Below are 16,836 nucleotides of genomic sequence, written 5' to 3'. Positions count from 1 at the left end.
AGAGCCTGCGATGTCCGATGAAGTGGTAATCACCTGCGCCCTAACCGGGGTGCTCACCAATCCGCAACAACACCCGGTTCCGGTAACGCCGGAAGAAATGGCAAACTCGGCTCGCGAGGCCTTTGATGCCGGGGCTTCGGTAATGCATGTGCACTTTCGGGTTCAGGAGCCGGGCAAGGGGCATCTACCCAGCTGGGACCCGCAAGTGGCGTTGGAGATAGCCGATGCCATCCGTGATAAGTGCCCCGGCGTACTTTTAAATTTCTCCACGGGCACTATTGGCCGGGACCAGTGCGGCCCGCTTGAGTGCTTGCGTGCCGGTAAGCCGGAAATCGCCGCCTGTAACGCTGGCAGTTTGAATTACTTGAAAGCCCGCTCCAACGGCAGCTGGGCCTGGCCGCCGATGGTATTTGATAATCCGGTGGACAAAGTAGAGGAGCTGCTGGCGGTCTGCCGCGAAACGGGTACCAGGCCTGAGTTCGAGTGCTTTGATGTGGGTATCGTCCGTTCCGTAGGTATGTATGCCGATGTAGGGATGGTGGATAAGCCCAACTACAACCTGGTGATGGGGGTGGCTTCCGGTATGCCTGCCGATCCGGAGTTGTTGGCATTGCTGCCTAAATATATGCATGCGGACAGCTTGTGGCAGAGCACAGTGATTGGGCGTGAGGATATCTGGCCGGTGCATCGCAAGACCGCTGAATTGGGGGGCCATTTACGCACTGGGGTGGAGGATACTTTCTATTTGCCCGGTGGCGAGCGCGCCTCTGGCAATGGCCAGCTGATTGAGGCTTTGGCTGTGGTCGCCGAAGAGTGTGGCCGCAAGGTGGTCTCTCCAGAGCGGGTGCGGGAAATCTTCTGCTAGCGCATTATTCCGTACACAAATTAGAGCGGCGCTATCGGTGTCGCCTAATTATCCCTCGGGAATTGTTTTCCTTCCGGTTCTCCATCGCTTTCTAGGGCTCAAAGTGAGTTTTGAGCGCCTTTTTTTCTTTAGTCTTCTAAGCCTGCCTGGATTTCTCAGGTGCTAGCAAAGAAGGCGTTTTTTTTCCTCGATGTCTGTACTTGGCCTGCATGGTTATCCGCCAGTTAGCACGGCAGTGGCTGCTAGTCTTTAGTGGGAAAAGCCGTTTCCAGCCGTTGGCCGATCAATAAAAAACAGTCTGAAGCAGGGAGCAGTGGATGCAAGAGTTGTTGGACCGAATAATCAGGGCGATTGATTGGGCCAACCGGCTTTTGTGGGGGGGGATTGAAGGGGAGTGGTGGCTCGGTGTCCTGATTATAGCGCTGCTGCCCATTGGCCTTTACTTCTCTATCCGCAGCCGTTTTATCCAATTCCGTCACTTTGGCCATATGACCATGGTAATGGTGCGCGGTATCCACAAAGATCATCCGGGCTCAATTTCCGCTTTCCAGGCATTTGCCACCAGTGCCGCCGCTCGAATTGGCACCGGCAGCCTGGCGGGCGTTGCTGTGGCCATTACTGCTGGAGGGCCTGGGTCGGTTTTTTGGATGTGGATGGTGGCTTGGCTCGGCATGGCCACCAGTATGGTCGAAAACACCCTTGCACAGGTTTACAAAGAGAAAGGGGAGCAGCCGGGAACCTTTCGAGGAGGGCCGGCGTACTACATCAATAAAGGCCTAGGCCCTAACTGGAAATGGCTCTCGGTGAGTTTTTCCCTCTTTTTGCTGTTGTGCTACGGCTTTATTTTCAACTCCATCCAGTCGAATACCATGGCTACGGCCCTCAATGACGCCTGGGAAATCAACCCCATGTTGGTGGGGGTTGTAGTGGCCGTAACCGCGGCCATTATTGTATTTGGAGGTATCCGTTCCATCGCTCGCTTTGCTGGAGTGGTAGTGCCTTTTATGGCCATCGCTTACTTAACTGTGGCAATGGTGGTTTTACTGATGAATCTGGGAGATTTGCCCAAGATTCTAGGTGCGATCCTGAAAAATGCATTCGGCCTAGAGCAAGCCGGAGCGGGGGCCCTGGGGGCGGTGGTGTCCAATGGGATTAAGCGTGGTCTCTTTGCCAATGAAGCTGGGCTTGGGTCTTCACCGAATGTTGGCGCGGCAGCAGATGTTAAGCATCCTTTGGTGCAGGGCTATGTGCAAATGGCCTCAGTTTTTTTGGATACCATTGTTATCTGCACCTGTACCGCGGCGATTATTTTAGTTGCTGATGTCTATATGGTGGGTAATGTGGAGGGGGTTAAGCTGGCTCAGGATTCCCTCGCGAGCGAGGTGGGTTCCTGGGGAACTGGTTTTGTGGCCTTTGCACTGCTGTTCTTTGCCTTTACCTCGATTATTGGTAACTACTATTACGGCGAGACCAATATTTTTTATCTTTACCACACCCCCGTTTCTATCTTTTGTTATCGGATAATTTTTTTATTGTTTATCTTGTTTGGAGCCTGGGTTTCCTACAGTGGAAGCACCGAGAATTTCACCCTGCTTTGGCGGATGGCAGATGTCGCTATGGGATTTATGGCTTCGACCAATATATTGGCTATTACCCTGCTTTCCGGTGTCGCCTTCAAAGTATTGGGGGATTATGAGGCACAACTTAACAGGGGGGTGAAAGAGCCGATATTTGATGCCCGGAAATGCGACATTAAGGGGATAGACCACGAAGTGTGGGATCGAGATTAAGTGCACTGCCCGCAGAGTACTGGTCTCACGGGCAGGTTGAATAAAAAAAGTTAATATTAGAGAGCAGGCTTTTGAATTGCTAGATAGAGGATAAAACCAACTTGTACTATTGCCAAAACCGATGCAATCATACGGGTGCGCTGAGACGCAGACTGGCGAAGTGCGAAGAAACCGGCAATCACATAACCGAAAACCAGTCCGATCTTCACTGCGAGCCAGTGAAAAACAGCCGGGTTCCAGCTACCAATAATAACCAGAGCTATAGCAGCAGATAACAGCAGAGTATCATTGGCGTGAGGCATCCATCGCAGGAAGGTCTTTCGCCAATGCGTCTTACCAGAGAATTCCATTCCCATCCGCAACAGAAAAAGGGAGATGCTAAGCACTGCAGCGGTGATATGGGTATGCTTAATTAGTGTGTAGGTAAACATTATATACGGCTAATGAGTAAATTCTAATAAATGCAGTTCTTGGAAACGGTGTAAAGATCACTGGGTTTGCTAAGAGCGCAGTTCAAGTCGTTGCCGATGATAACGGCCCTTCGCAATGCTATGCAATAGTGAGTTAAGAGGGCGAACCCATCGCTCTGATTTTTTTGGTGGGGATGACTGATTCAGCGGAAGTTTAAAAGCGAAAGCTGGAAAAATTTGCACATCCTTGTGCCGGGCTAGCCTGATCCATTCTTTTAATGTTAACGGCAGGGTTAGTTCAAGTTGCCGATGCGCCCATACTTCATCCTACGGGGAACATTGTGCTCGGCACGTATCATATTCTCATTGATGGCTAAAAGGTCATTGGGGACATTATTCTGGTCATCACTCAGGCCTACTGTGGCTATCTCTTCTTTCGGCTCCATAGACCCTCCAACCCAAATCCAGCCTGCGGTTCTGGTTGTGATCATATTATTGAGATTGGACACTGTCGTATTGTTATATACGAGGTTGTTGCCACCATTGGTAACCCTGGCCATAAGCAGTCCATTACCTTGCTGACGGAATACACTATTCATGGGATTTTGCCTTTGGTCGGCAAGGTAGGTGGAATTGGTAGCGCCTGAAAGATGTAGGCCACGGTTACAGCGGTCGGCGTGCACCAGCTCATGGGCCAGCGTAATATAGCTTGGGCAGTTGCCCATAACTACAGTTCCGTTATTGGTAAGATTGGCTGTTTGAAAAACATTGTTATTCCACATAACTACGCCACTGGCGCCGGTGCTCATCACTTTCGCCATAAAGCCCTGGTCGGCACTTATCAAGGGAATATAACTCTTGAATCCACTCCAGATCTGGTCTTTCAGCCATTTATCGGGCCTGAATCCCAGCGCATGATGTTCGGTAATTCGTGTATCGTGGCGGCTGGCAATCAGGCGTCTTACCAGTGTTGTGCTGTTGGCCCTGAGACCAGCAGCGGTCAGAATGCCCGCGCCTTCACTCACCCGTAACACATTGCGACCACCGGTACGATATTTCTCGGAGGTGTAGGCAAGAGCAGTGCCAACTCCGCCTAACAGGGTGTTAAGCGCCGTTCTCACCTGGGTAATAAAGACGATGTTATTTGAATCAATACAGAGTCCCATTTTTATTCTCCTTATACTTCATGGCAGATCTTGAAATAAGAGCTTTTTGGTGTGGAAAAATTGGGAATACAAATTCCCATTGTGAATTTTCTGAGGGAGTGAGGGGTGTCCGTTTTAGAGCAGAGGGCCGAAGGCGGGAAGGGGATTGAGAGCTCTATATGCCCAGTTATCCCACCACTCTGAGCGGAGAAACGATTCTGCTTCTGGAGCAGAAAATACAGCTTAGCCAGTACATCCATTGATAATTGACCAAGAGCAAGACTTATTTGGCACTTATTCAAACCTTACTAACATTTGGTACAAGTTGCCATACTTTTGTAAAATTTTATTTTTATTCAAAAAATATTTGCTTAGTGCTGGGTTTTCTTATTGTTGGTTGATGTTTTTGTGGGCAGGGTGGTCGGTTAAGGGGGGCGATACTGTAGGCGTAATACTTGATCTGGACGGGTGGGCTCTTTGTTCAATAAATTTTGATTAGAAATTTTATTTCTATGTGAAGTGCTGCATCGTGGTATTGCCAGCTGTTTCTTTCGGTTCTCGGTGAGTGCGCTTTCTTGGTAGTGATTTTTAATTGAAGCTAAGCTTGTGATGTTGGGCGGGTTGATAAAAGAGGTAGATAAAGTTGTTCATTTAAAATGTGAGGGGCTAGTAAAAATATAGTGGCGAAGAGGAGTTGGTTATAATTTGACTCTATATAATTGTTTGTTAATCAGCTTGCCTTACGTAATTGTTCCAGGTTTACAAAATGCTCTTGTGGCATCTCCTTCTCTTACATAATGACCCTGAATTAATGGCGTCATGTAATTAACAAAAACAAGACGTTTATGAATATAAGTAGCCTTTGTCTAGGCTGAAGTGAAACTTGCAGGTAACTTTGAGCCGTTGCCTCAGGTTATCTGTGCTCGATTGATATTCTTGAACTCTCTCACATGTTAAGTAGACTTAACCGCTTCGACTGGCCGTGAAACGAGATTGTTTACGGTCAAGTGAATACAAGGCTTATTAAAGGATAAGGTGACATGCTAAAGGCAGAATATCATGAGCGCGGCCCAGTGCCCCAAGATGTGATTGAAGCGGTTTCATTTAGTGAGCCGGAGCTGAAAGAGGGGCAGGTATTGTTGGAAATGCTGGCCACACCCATTAACCCCTCAGATGTACTCACGCTGACAGGTGAATACGGCATGTTGCCGCCTTTGCCTGCCGTCGGTGGGAATGAGGGGGTTGCCAAGGTCGTCAAGCATGGTCCAAATGTGACGGGGCCAGAAATAGGTCAAACTGTCTTGTTACCTGTTGGCAGTGGCACCTGGGCTAGTCATATGGTGGCGGATGCCAAAGGGCTTATCCCTCTGCCAAATGAGGTAGATCCCATACAGCTCTCTATGATCACTATTAACCCCCCCACGGCTTACCTCTTGCTCAGTGAGTTTGTCGACCTGAAAGAAGGGGATTGGGTGATTCAAAACGCAGCAAACTCTGCAGTGGGAACCTATCTGACCAGCTTGGCAAAAACTCGAGGCCTTAAGGTAGTTAATGTTGTTCGCAGATCCTCACTGATCGAGCCTATGCTGGAAGCTGGTGCCGATGTAGTACTGGTGGATGGTGAGCAGGAAGGGGAGAGCCTTGCTAAAAGGGTTAAAGCTGCAACCGGAGGTGCTGAGATTCGCCTGGGCATAGATGCCGTCGGGGGAATGGCTACTGCTAGATTGGGCGAGGCCCTTAGTGACGGCGCCACGCTGGTAAACTATGGCGCCCTGAGTGGTGAACCCTGTCTCCTCGCGCCAGGAGTGATCATCTTTAAAGATATTACTGTACGCGGATTTTGGCTGGCCAAGTGGTTTGCTAATGCTTCCCCTGAGCGACAGCAGGAAGTTTTTGGAACGATTACCAAGTTGGTCGCTGAAGGTAAATTGGCAGCACCGGTACATGCTACTTACCCCCTTAGTGATGTGAAGGAAGCAGTTAAAGTCGCTGCGGCGGGTGAGCGCAATGGCAAGGTTCTTTTAACTGGTGAGTCGCTGAGCGTTTAAATCACGAGCATTTGTCTGGACGTAAAAGCGCCCTCTTACCTGTTGGTGCCCTTTGGGGGCACCATACAACAGGAATTTCGGCGGTAGCTCTAACACTTTAGGTTATCCAAACTTTACATCCTAGCCGGCTGGTTAAGATCTCTTCGAAGAAATCAAGAATCTATAAAGTATAGCTTTCTAAATGAATAATGCGTAAATAGGCTATTTGCGCTAAGAAAGCCCGCTAAATTAAATACTTCACCAGCTGCTCAGATCTTCTGTGTCCTCTTCCCAGGAGCTAGTAGCCTCCCGCTCTATAGTACCGGTAACAACCTGGCTGCCTTCTTCCATTTTGGAAAGCTCCAGATTATCCATAAAGTCCCACAAAGGAGATTTGCTAACGCGTAAGGCTTTTTCACTGGGAATATGATATGGAGGCCAGAATTGGCTGGGGATGTATGCAATATGTAGAAGATGCTTGTCTGATAAGTGGGTATATAGATTGAAGCACCAATTTACGCCTAAGTTTCCATCAATTATTTCGTACCAGTTCCTTCCCCTGATTCTATATCTTTGGATCTCATCGGGACTCCAGGCACTGAAGAAATCTTCGCTTCCTAGTCCTTGTAAGTGATCTAGGTCACTTTTATGCTTGTTGAATATAAATTGCTTCAACTGATTTTGATCAGTGAGGTCAAAGATTCCAGATTTGGAAGATTCTCGGACTTGAATCACCAAGAGCTTGAATGAAGCGGTTCCTACAATCCAGGCATCCTCTGGCCCCACGTCTACGCTGCAATCAGCGCTAACAGAATTTAGCTTAAACCAAATATAGGGACTTTTATTGCCCCAAAGTGGCTGTCCACCATAAAATCTTGGATAGCTGTCTTCATTGTAGATAGGCGTAGTGTATGGGGCATAATAGTTGGCTCCATAGATATGCTTAACTAACTTTCCCGTAAAAGAAAGGTGCCAGTCGCCTAAGTCGTAGTGGTGTACGGGGGGCGCATCAAAGGGTAACCAATAAATATCATCAAGTTGCTCAATAACAGGGCGGCTTAAGTCCAGTGAATCTACTTTAGCCATACTTAACCCCATCCATCTTTGAAGTTTTTTGCAAATTTTATAGCCGCATCTGCAAAAGTACGATTATTGTCAATGCTATTAATATATTTGTTTTGATAATAATTGCTGCCCCCCTGTATCATTTTGTCAAACTTAGTCCAGGAGGCGTCCATTTTCTGTAGACCAATTACAGCGCTATTACCATCCTTCACTTGATGCACTTTACTGGCTATATCATCTAGGCTATGCCTATAACTGGTCTTTTGCGTTTGTGCACCTACAGCTTCAACATCCCGCATCAAAAGCCCAAGGTTTTCTCGTGGGTTGACAAAATAAAAACAGTGCTGTAGTAGCTTTTTCCCCCCAGCTAACTGTTTAAACTCCTTCAAGGTGCGGTGTAGCATCTTGGCACCTTCTCCGAAAACATACCAATGATGCTTTAAGGTTTCATCTCTCTCATCCCAGGGTAGCGATTTATATAGCAAACGGGCAAGCTCTTGAGGTCCGGCGTCTGGTCCAGAAAGTTTCTGAACTCCTGTTTTCCATACCCCGAATTCATCGATGAGATAGCTAGGGGCATAGTGGAGAAAGAAACTGTTGTTGAGTTGACTTGGTTTCGCATTTCCTGTGGTCTTTAAGTAGTCACCATATACATTCGCGGTAGACAATGCATCATATTTAGTACCATCAAAGAAAGCGCCAATTGCCCCAATTACTGTAGGAATATTGTCATCTTTAATCGAGCTTAGCCTCCATTCATTATTCTTAAAATTTGATAGATAAAAACCTGCCGGTAGAGATTCTCTACCCGATTCTCCATTGGCTCGCTTGAGCTCAGTGATATAAACACCAGGACCTCTATTATGACTATTGCCCTCTTGATATACGATATAGGTAACCTGTACACCTCCTATATATTCGCGATGTTCAAAGCCATTACTTTGGTTGCTGTCAGAGGTAATCCCAGCAGCGGGACCCTTGAGCAGATTCATTTGATTTGCCGTTTTTATGCCTGCCTCCGAATTGAGGTCGATTAAATCAATAAACCGGGGAAGCAGCTTTGGATCGATAAAGACAGGCTTTCCATTTTGACCTTTAGTTTTTTCGTGGAAAAAGATAAAACTTGTGTAATCCGTATTGTGAGGGTTAGCCATATATTCTCATCCCTGATAATTGTTCACCTTAGTGCTTAGGCACTAAATCTATTACGTGATCATATCATAGAAAGATCTTATATCCGCCAGCTTTTACTGTCGCCCAAGAGTGTTTTTGTGTGATTTGCTTCACACAGGGAAAATCTGGTACGCATGTAATATTTGGATTAAGGGTGGCAAGTTGAATGCCTTATTTAGGTGTAAGTGGCTGTAATTTTTATTGTTGAGAATAACCTTGACATAGTTATTTGTGAGGAGGGTGTCTGTGTCTTTACTGGCTTGTGCTTATTTTTTAAACTCTTAATTTCTCGCCTTCTTGGTAATTTGTTTTTGTAATTTTTCGGTACGTGTTTATTGTTTTGAAAATGGTTTGCTATTATTTTTTTGTGTAGAGAATCTACTGTAAACAGTTGCTTGCTACTTCATCTAAGTTCTATTTCTTTCCCATAGCTGGTTTTATGGAAAATATGAGGGTGTATATTAAGATGGTGCTCATCGGTGAAGTTGTTGACCTGATTTTTTTGGCTGGTTTGCAAATCCGAGGTTTAAGTTTGTTTTTCTGTTGAGATGTAGATTCTGTTTTTGTTTGGCTTGTTAGTTTGAGATTCTAATAAAATAATAAATTAGTTTGGCCCGTTAAGGGCAGGGTAGTTTTCTTCTGCTTGCCGGTGCGATTCAAAATATGGATTTACGTGCAGATCAGTTATTCGGCTTGCAGGAGTTGCCACTGTTATCATTTAAGTATCGCTCATATGGTCTAATTGAGAAGATTCTATTGGAGGTTTGTTTTCTTTTGGTATTAATTATGGGATTTTATTTTTGGTGTTCATAACCGGTCAGTCAGGTTTGATTTGGCTCTATGAATTGATTGTCGGTTTGGTTAATATCTAATAGCTCTGACTTGGGGGCCGCGGTCTTTTATAGGGCAAAATAAAAATAAATATTAACAATAATGTCACGATAGTGACACAGGTCTATTATGATAAGAAAAAACCAAATGGCCCAAGTGTCATCTTTTGGGCGGTTAGTGATTTTCATAACAGGCCTGCTTCTGGCCTCAGTTGTTAAATCGACTACCACTCAGGGTGTTATGCAATTATCCCTGCAAGAACAGTTGGATAAAGATGTCCCTTTCAATCATTCCCAATGGGTGGGTACCCACAACTCCTACAATGCGCGTGAGTGGGATAGTGCTTATTGGGCTGATCCCAATCAGGATATATCGATCTATGACCAGCTAAACTCCGGTGTGCGAGAGCTTACCTTAGATGTCGGTGATTACGGAACATTCCTTGGGGAAAATCAATTACGGTTATGTCATGGTATCTGTGCTGGTGGTGAAAAGAAATTTCGCAGGGGGTTGGAAAGCATTGTTCGGTGGTTGGAGGAGGGGAATCTTCAGTCAGTGATAATGCTAAAGCTTGAAATTAACTCCGATCATTATGGCCAGATAGCAGACCAGTTACGTGGTGAGTTGGGCAACTATCTTTATGAAGCTAATCGCTCAGGTGGGGGCTCGAATAGCTGTGTGGGTTTGCCGGTGGATTCTATAAGTAAGCAGGATGTGTTGGATGCCGGAAAGAATGTAATTGCTATTAATACGGACTCCGTATGCCCGCAGTCTGGAAGGTTTAGATCTGTGGTTCATTTGGGCCTGCAATATAGGAATTTCTATAAGGATAAATTTAGCAAGCCGTCTGATTCTAACGCCTGTGAGCTGATAACATCTGATGTTAGGAAGCAAATGACCCGGCTGCATGATCCAAGCACCCTCTATGGTATTGGTAGCGGTGGTAAAGGGCCGCAAGACAAAGAAATTACCGAATCCAATGTGAGTGGCTACCTCTCCTGTGCCCTTAACATTTTTGAGATGTTCTGGTTCAATGGAGATGGTAGTGCGGGGCACCTTGAGCCTGACGATTTGCTCTGGTCTTGGGAGAGCACAGAGCCTAATAACTGGCGTGGCAATGAGAATTGTGCTGTTTCTAAGGCTAATGGCCGTTTTAATGATGTCCCTTGCCTAAATAGTTATCATTTTGCGTGTCGTGATGGAAACGATTGGAAAGTTACTTTCACTGAGGCGGACTGGTCCCAAGGAGAGGCAGCCTGTACTTATGAGTATCCAGGATCTGTTTTTGATGTTCCCTACAATGGTTATGACAATGCACGCCTTATGAAAGCCAAGAGAGCAGCCGGAGTTTCTGTGGTTTGGTTGGCTTACCATGACCAAAACAAGGAAGGTGTATGGCAGCGAGGCTCTAAAAAATAATATAATAGTTAATCGCCAATAATTAGGGCTGTGATTACTTTTTATTCTTTGCCATAAAAAGTGCAACACAGCCCTGAATTCTAATAGAGTGTTCAGAAAACCTACTTTGTAAAAATTCTTCTAAATCTTCCTTGCAGTCTTGGGTGTTAGAGAATATTCCCTTCTTATTGTAAAAGGCCATCAATTTTTTGGCGATAGCACTTTTGTGTACCCCCTCATGTAATAGTGTAGAGCCGAAGACGATGCCGTGATCTGAAAGTAGTGTATTAAGGTGGTCGATCGCTATAAGCTTTTCTGAAAGTCTGCCCGGCAAGCAGTGGAACAAGTAGTTGAGAGAAATGGAGTCAAAAGGCTCTACTTTGCTAGGCATTTCATCGAGAACATTTGTGCGAAACTTTATAGGCTTATATCTTTCCACTCGTTTGGCGGAAACATCTAAACAGTTCTGGTTCAAATCCATAAGTCCCAGCCTAACCTGAGAAGATGGGAAGCGACATTTATCCATAAAGTAGCCGGTACCAACACCCACATCCAAATGGTTTGCACTGGCGCATTGATCGAATTGCTTAAGAATTATTGGGGTTGGACAGTGCCAGATATAACGATTTGACAAATAAAGCACCCAAAAATCATAGAGCCATAAATGTGTCTTGGAATATACGGCTTGGCCTTGCCAGACCTCTTTGCTAATTGTCACGATGCCCTCCAAGATATTTAATTAGATAATTTGTGATGGGCTCATCATTAATTGGGTCAGTGTTCACTCTGGCCTAATTTTTATCTTTAAACCTTAACGTTTCTATCAGGTAGGGTCAGAGTGGCGTTAAAGTTATCTCGACTTCTCCTGAGTAGGTTCTTTGAGTTTACTCATCAACGTTATGCCTTTGTATTCTTTAATGACAGTATCTATAGCCTGAATTCAGCGCCATTTTTGTTCGGTTTACATCCTCATGGCTATACTAGCTTGCGTCTGTACCAACCCTTGATAGATTAGTTAACTCCAATTCGAGAATGCAATATATGAAGAGATCAGTACGCTAGCCGCCCTTTTTTGAAGAAGAGGGGGTAGCGCCCCGTGAGCGAGCGCCATCGATTGATGTGGTTGAAGAATATGCTCGCCTACTTGTAAAGGCAACTGTGCCTGGATTCGATCCAAGTGATATTGCTCTAGATAGCGATAATCTTCTGATCCGGGGTGAGCATAAATAGAATCATGAGATCAAGAAAGATAAGCCTATTGGCATAGCGTGTACCAGAGGAATGCATTGTAGACGCTTCCACCTTCTAGGGGTCGCCGACCCAGTGAATATTTCTGCCAAAGTTAAAAAGATGGTGTTTGAACGGTAAGTATCGATAAGCGTGAGGTTTATAAACCTAAAAAGTTACTATTCAGTAATTGCCTGCATGTAGTCTGGCGGATGGCTGTTGATTTTCGATGGATTTAGTTCCTATTTGCAACGGTCCAGCAAAAATTGCTTATCTCTTTACCTCTTAGATTTGAGTTCCACTTTTTTTACTTTCATATCTAGGGCTGGTTTTTATCTGCATTACTGGTTAATGCTCAGTACCTAGCTGTCAGTTTGCTAGTGCGTTTAACTGTAATTTTCAAATTTTATGAATTGTTGAGGAAAAGATGATTTTACTTAGATCTTATGTTGGATGTATTTGTCTTGTCCTAGTGGCTACTTTTTCTTTTTTGAGTCCTCCGCTGTATGCAAGGTATTTTGTTATAGATGAAGATAAGCAGTCTGTATTTGGTGAGCAGACCTTTACTTTGATTGAATACCCAACTTCCGATGAGTCTTTTAGTCAGCCGAGCTATACACAAATTTCCATGGCGCCTGGAGATACGGAGTATGTTTACGTCGCCACATTAACTCATGGGGTTATTGCCTATCGTTACCAGGTAGCAGACAAAGTGGAAGGAGGGTTTGAGGATGATTTCTTGACTGCCGTATCTGGATCTGTGTTTGAGAGCACCCGAAATCCCCTTAACGGGAAGTGTAATGAGGGCAATCCAGGCCGGTCTCCAGGAGATAGTTGCCATGGTGCGATTGGTATGGCGTTCCACTATGACCCCAATGCGATCAATTCACAAACGGGCCTTCCTGGAAAGGTCTTTATGTACCTAGCCCCTACCGTGGTCTTACACAATAGTGGTGGTAGTGACTTCTTTCAGAATATTATCCGGCTCAGTGATGATGATGGGGATCGTATCTGGGGAGAAACCCAGGCCGAGGGGAATGCGGTCGATGAGGTGCGCCAGGTAATTGCCGAATCCTTAAGTGTCGCCCATCACCAAATCCAACACTTGCATGTCAGTGGTAACTCTCTCTTTATTTCTCTGGGGTCAAGAGGTGATACGCAAACCAATGAGCATGCTTATACGGCAGCCGTTTTATTTATTGAAAATCTACTGAAGCTGGAAGATACCGCAAGTTCAAATATTGCTTGGTTCGATATTGGAGGTGATTTGGCCCCTGACAGTTTTGGTAGTCATGCTGAATATCTATCGGCACTGCGTCAGGAGCATGACCGTGATATTCAGGTGTTTACCAGCGAGGATACCGGGAAGATACGTAGCTACGCCCAGGGATTACGCAATCCATTTGGATTGGCTGCAGATTCTCAAGGAAGCTTGTATACCACAATGCATGCAGTAAATGATGCTTCTTCAATCAATTTTCGCTGTCCTAACCCTACTGCCGAGGATGGGACCCCAAGGGATCAATTTTATCAGCTGATACGGGGAACCGATTATGGTTGCCCTAAGCGGAATAGTACCGTGGGTGACTGGCGTGATGAACAAAGTGCGGAGCCGAATGTGATTGTGGCTCAATCGTTGGGACTGATAGAGCCAGATCCCTCTCAACAGGGGAGGCCTGTTTTGATGCTCGAATATAATGGAGAAAAGATACCTCCCAGTGGAATTGATTTTGTGACGGCGGCTGGAAGCTATTTTCAGAGTGTAGTTATGGGGAGCTGGAGTGAACAAAATGCGGTATTTCTTTTAAATCAAACAGGTGGTACCTGGGCATTGGATCAATTAATTTCCTCAGGCCCACATCAACCCCAAAGCACCAAGTTTTTAAATGGAATACTTGCTATATTTTCTGATAACAATGGGGATTTATTAATGGCCTCTCATCGGGGAGAGAGAGGAGGGCTTGTTGGTTCGGGCATTTGGTATGTGGATGTTGAAGATGCTTTAGTTGCCAATCAAGCTCCAGTTTTTATAGATGCCTCCATAAAAGATCATACAGTACAGGTGGGCGATTCATTCTCCTTCTTTCCTTCCTGGCATGACGGGGACGAGCAGGATACGGTCAATATGGTCTTTTCAATTGTTAATGCGCCAGAATGGTTGGTGATTGATAGCAGAACGGGAGAAATTTCTGGTACGCCCACTTGTTCGGACTTGGGGGCCACTAACGGCATACATTTTGAAATATCGGATGGCATTGCCACGAATAACTCCAAAGTATTTTCGATGGTGGTTGAGGGAGCCCAGTGCGGCTTAAAAATGGAGCATGGCGTTTTAACGAATGTCACCAGCAACTGGCAAACGGTTACGCTTGAAAACCACTATGACAATATGGTCGTAGTCGCAACACCAGTTTATACCTCTGCCCATGTGGCGACGGTACCACGAATACGTAATGCACAAGGTAATACGTTTCAGGTAATGGCTCAGGATGTCATGGGTAATGGCAGTACGGTATCGGTGTCTTTAACTTATATTGTGGTGGAGCAAGGGGTTTATACAGAGCAGGCGCATGGCGTTAAAATGGAAGCACAGCGAGTGACTTCCAGCCTTACAGGGCAAAAGGGGAACTGGGAAGCCGAGGATCGGCAAATGCTTAATGCGGAGGATTATGTAGAACCGGTGGTTATAGGGCAGGTTATGACCTATAACGATAGCAATTTTTCTCATTTCTGGAGCGCCAGTGAGTCAGGCATAAAAGATCTGGGATTGCCGGTTGAAACGGCATTTGTTGCGGGGAAGGGGATCAGTATCAATTCCGGAAGCCGTTTAAATGAGCAGCTTGGCATGATTGTCGTTGAAGCAGGTACCTATGTGGTTTCCGGTGTGCAGTTCACCGCAGCGGTAGGGCCGGATCTCATAGAAGGCATGCGTAATAGCGGAGAGTCTTTGTATCCCACGGCAGTGGGTAGCCATGCCATTGCCTCAATTATGGGCGTTGATGGTCGTGATGGTGGTTGGCTAGTGTTGAATGGAGGCCCTGGGAGCCCAACGGGTTCGCTTTCATTAAAAGTGGATGAAAGTGGAACCGGAAGAAAACACGGTTCTGCGGAAAGAGCCGGGTATATTCTTTTCCATTAAGGATTTTTCCATTAAATATCGGTACAAATAGGATAGGCTACTGATAATAAACGAGCCACCGCCGTCATTGGCTGGCGGTGGCAATACTGGAGTCTAGGCTTGGGTAGTGAGGTATTGCAGGATATCGACTATCTGTGCAGGGTTCCGGGCCCAGGCCTGCGCTGAACCATCGACCTCTTTTAAGGCGTGTACCAGGGATTCATCATGCAGGGTAATATATGGTTTTCCCAGGGCCGCGCAGTAGCCTGCATCAAATGCAGCGTTCCATTGCTTGTACTTCTCACCAAAGCGAATAATGGCCAGGTCACAGCTCTCAATCGAGTGTTTGATGCGAATGGCATTGACTTTGGCCGACTTATGATCCCGCCAGAAGGAGTTGGACTCCTGGCCAAGACCATCTCCGGCAGCGTCACTGGCATCGTGATCGGTAACTGCGGATGAGAAGGTGATGTCCAATCCTTGCTTCTTGCAACCCTCGATGATTTGGGTTCTCCAGTCAGAATGAATTTCACCGGAAAGGTACACTCTTAGCTTCATAAAGCCGCCTCCTAGGGTAATTAATACTTTGCATCGTATAGTTGCTGCGTATTTTACATGATGCCATGGGGGGGAGGGGAAGACGTTGTGGTGGTACTGGCGGTGATCCTTACAATGGATAATGGGCAGGCCTTTATGTCTGCCCGTAAGGCCTGCCCACTCGAACTGGCTTTTGCTTTGTCTTAGAGCTTTTGCTGGATAAAAGTAACCTTATCGGGAGTTTTACCCGCTGGCAGCCGAGTGGAATGCATTTGGGTGAGCAACCAGTTCCCATCTACCTTCGCCAGTACTGCACTCTCAAGCCAGATAACCTCCTCGCTGTTGTTTTTCTGGGTAAAGTTGGCTTTGTTCCAGTAATTCACAGTGAGTAAATCACCTTGCTGCTCGTAGTTGATGATGCTGAAGTAATTCGTTCTGGTATAGCTAGAAGGCTTAACCACTTTAACCAGATCCTCTATGGTCCAGACTTCGCCGTGCTCCAATAGAATAAAGGAATCGGTAACTGTACTTCTCATTACCTGATGATCAAACTTCGACATAGCGGCGAAAAGCTTGTCGATAGTGTTGAATGCTTCCGGTCTCTTCTCGGCATGGCTACTGGCTGTCGCAAATAGTAGTAATAAGATAAAGAACGTTCTGGCCATAACAGGTATCTCCCTATACTCGTTGGTGTTGATGGTAATCCGTGCAGGATTGCAACGATTATATATTTGGTACGCCCAGCATGGGCGTGAACTAATGGGGTGAAAGTCCCCTGTAGGAGGATCACCATTTAATGGTTCCCATTAAATGCTAACTACTAGCGAATGGCAACTGCAATACCGCGAGGTCTTGTGGGGAGGAAGCCGCTAGCAAAACTACGAGCTGACGGACAGAAACATCATATAAGGCTTAGCCTGGAGGCGAGGTAGCCAAGGATACCAAAGCCATGTGGTCTAACGGGTAGAGTAAATGATGCAGTTGTGTAGTGAAAGTTCACGTTCTTATCTGGGGAGATCTGTTCAACCTGCTGCTGTAAAGCTGTCAGCGTGGCCGCTGACTCATAAGTAGGCCCAGCCCGTTAGCCACCATCGCGGGGGTAAACAAAATTGGTGGAACACAGCGGCGCCTCGGCCAGTAATGGCCAAGGTGATTGAACAGAAGTCAGCCGACGGCATAGTAGCCTAATACCAAGATTAATACCTTGGATACGGTGAAGGCCTGAACCCAAAATCCACGAGTTAAAAGAC

The 16,836-nt window shown here is 46.0% G+C and carries 12 protein-coding genes; 5 read left to right on the top strand and 7 right to left on the bottom strand.

Annotation, left to right across the window (positions count from 1 at the left end; all coding sequences use genetic code 11):
* Positions 1-10 precede the first annotated feature (10 nt).
* Both FIU95_RS11350 and FIU95_RS11345 read left to right on the top strand, forming a co-directional pair.
* Positions 11-865 carry a 3-keto-5-aminohexanoate cleavage protein gene (locus tag FIU95_RS11350; protein WP_152453879.1) on the top strand — a complete coding sequence of 285 codons (855 nt, stop codon included), beginning with the start codon at positions 11-13 and terminating at the stop codon, positions 863-865.
* A gap of 317 nt (positions 866-1,182) precedes the next feature.
* Complete coding sequence (locus FIU95_RS11345) at positions 1,183-2,655, top strand: sodium:alanine symporter family protein (RefSeq protein ID WP_152453878.1); 1,473 nt, start codon at positions 1,183-1,185, stop codon at positions 2,653-2,655.
* A 56-nt stretch (positions 2,656-2,711) separates the two neighbouring features.
* Here FIU95_RS11345 and FIU95_RS11340 read toward each other — a convergent pair whose 3' ends face one another.
* Together FIU95_RS11340 and FIU95_RS11335 are read right to left on the bottom strand one after the other, a co-directional pair.
* Positions 2,712-3,086 carry a SirB2 family protein gene (locus FIU95_RS11340; RefSeq protein ID WP_152453877.1) on the bottom strand — a complete coding sequence of 125 codons (375 nt, stop codon included), beginning with the start codon at positions 3,084-3,086 and terminating at the stop codon, positions 2,712-2,714.
* 272 nt (positions 3,087-3,358) lie between these two features.
* Positions 3,359-4,231 carry a M91 family zinc metallopeptidase gene (locus FIU95_RS11335; protein ID WP_152453876.1) on the bottom strand — a complete coding sequence of 291 codons (873 nt, stop codon included), beginning with the start codon at positions 4,229-4,231 and terminating at the stop codon, positions 3,359-3,361.
* 1,019 nt (positions 4,232-5,250) lie between these two features.
* On the opposite strand from FIU95_RS11335, the gene FIU95_RS11330 reads away from it, so the two are divergent.
* Entirely contained in the window at positions 5,251-6,258 is a 1,008-nt protein-coding gene (locus tag FIU95_RS11330) for a zinc-dependent alcohol dehydrogenase family protein (protein WP_152453875.1), read from the top strand.
* 237 nt (positions 6,259-6,495) lie between these two features.
* Here FIU95_RS11330 and FIU95_RS11325 read toward each other — a convergent pair whose 3' ends face one another.
* Both FIU95_RS11325 and FIU95_RS11320 read right to left on the bottom strand, forming a co-directional pair.
* Complete coding sequence (locus FIU95_RS11325) at positions 6,496-7,323, bottom strand: hypothetical protein (protein ID WP_152453874.1); 828 nt, start codon at positions 7,321-7,323, stop codon at positions 6,496-6,498.
* A gap of 2 nt (positions 7,324-7,325) precedes the next feature.
* Positions 7,326-8,456 carry a hypothetical protein gene (locus FIU95_RS11320; RefSeq protein WP_152453873.1) on the bottom strand — a complete coding sequence of 377 codons (1,131 nt, stop codon included), beginning with the start codon at positions 8,454-8,456 and terminating at the stop codon, positions 7,326-7,328.
* A 1,090-nt stretch (positions 8,457-9,546) separates the two neighbouring features.
* On the opposite strand from FIU95_RS11320, the gene FIU95_RS11315 reads away from it, so the two are divergent.
* Positions 9,547-10,725, top strand: coding sequence for a hypothetical protein (locus FIU95_RS11315; protein ID WP_152453872.1), 1,179 nt, complete (start codon positions 9,547-9,549; stop codon positions 10,723-10,725).
* A gap of 34 nt (positions 10,726-10,759) precedes the next feature.
* Here the strand turns inward: FIU95_RS11315 and FIU95_RS11310 are convergent, their stop codons facing one another.
* Complete coding sequence (locus tag FIU95_RS11310) at positions 10,760-11,422, bottom strand: class I SAM-dependent methyltransferase (RefSeq protein ID WP_152453871.1); 663 nt, start codon at positions 11,420-11,422, stop codon at positions 10,760-10,762.
* Between the two features lie 999 nt (positions 11,423-12,421).
* Between FIU95_RS11310 and FIU95_RS11305 the strand changes: the two genes are divergently transcribed.
* Positions 12,422-15,070, top strand: coding sequence for a putative Ig domain-containing protein (locus FIU95_RS11305; protein ID WP_152453870.1), 2,649 nt, complete (start codon positions 12,422-12,424; stop codon positions 15,068-15,070).
* Positions 15,071-15,163: 93 nt separating this feature from the next.
* Here the strand turns inward: FIU95_RS11305 and FIU95_RS11300 are convergent, their stop codons facing one another.
* Together FIU95_RS11300 and FIU95_RS11295 are read right to left on the bottom strand one after the other, a co-directional pair.
* Positions 15,164-15,607, bottom strand: coding sequence for a YtoQ family protein (locus FIU95_RS11300; protein ID WP_152453869.1), 444 nt, complete (start codon positions 15,605-15,607; stop codon positions 15,164-15,166).
* 182 nt (positions 15,608-15,789) lie between these two features.
* Entirely contained in the window at positions 15,790-16,251 is a 462-nt protein-coding gene (locus FIU95_RS11295) for a nuclear transport factor 2 family protein (RefSeq protein ID WP_152453868.1), read from the bottom strand.
* Between the last annotated feature and the right edge of the window lie 585 nt (positions 16,252-16,836).

The sequence above is a fragment of the Microbulbifer sp. THAF38 genome (assembly GCF_009363535.1).
GTDB lineage: Bacteria > Pseudomonadota > Gammaproteobacteria > Pseudomonadales > Cellvibrionaceae > Microbulbifer.
Note: the sequence above shows the minus strand (reverse complement) of the source record. Positions and strands in the feature narration are given on the sequence as shown.

What these genes read in the sequence shown, in the direction of transcription:
- FIU95_RS11345 (WP_152453878.1), top strand. Translation starts at nt 1,183, where the DNA reads ATGCAAGAGTTGTTGGACCGAATAATCAGGGCGATTGATTGGGCCAAC.
- FIU95_RS11300 (WP_152453869.1), bottom strand. Translation starts at nt 15,607, where the DNA reads ATGAAGCTAAGAGTGTACCTTTCCGGTGAAATTCATTCTGACTGGAGA.
- FIU95_RS11295 (WP_152453868.1), bottom strand. Translation starts at nt 16,251, where the DNA reads ATGGCCAGAACGTTCTTTATCTTATTACTACTATTTGCGACAGCCAGT.
- FIU95_RS11350 (WP_152453879.1), top strand. Translation starts at nt 11, where the DNA reads ATGTCCGATGAAGTGGTAATCACCTGCGCCCTAACCGGGGTGCTCACC.
- FIU95_RS11330 (WP_152453875.1), top strand. Translation starts at nt 5,251, where the DNA reads ATGCTAAAGGCAGAATATCATGAGCGCGGCCCAGTGCCCCAAGATGTG.
- FIU95_RS11320 (WP_152453873.1), bottom strand. Translation starts at nt 8,456, where the DNA reads ATGGCTAACCCTCACAATACGGATTACACAAGTTTTATCTTTTTCCAC.
- FIU95_RS11325 (WP_152453874.1), bottom strand. Translation starts at nt 7,323, where the DNA reads ATGGCTAAAGTAGATTCACTGGACTTAAGCCGCCCTGTTATTGAGCAA.
- FIU95_RS11340 (WP_152453877.1), bottom strand. Translation starts at nt 3,086, where the DNA reads ATGTTTACCTACACACTAATTAAGCATACCCATATCACCGCTGCAGTG.
- FIU95_RS11335 (WP_152453876.1), bottom strand. Translation starts at nt 4,231, where the DNA reads ATGGGACTCTGTATTGATTCAAATAACATCGTCTTTATTACCCAGGTG.
- FIU95_RS11315 (WP_152453872.1), top strand. Translation starts at nt 9,547, where the DNA reads ATGCAATTATCCCTGCAAGAACAGTTGGATAAAGATGTCCCTTTCAAT.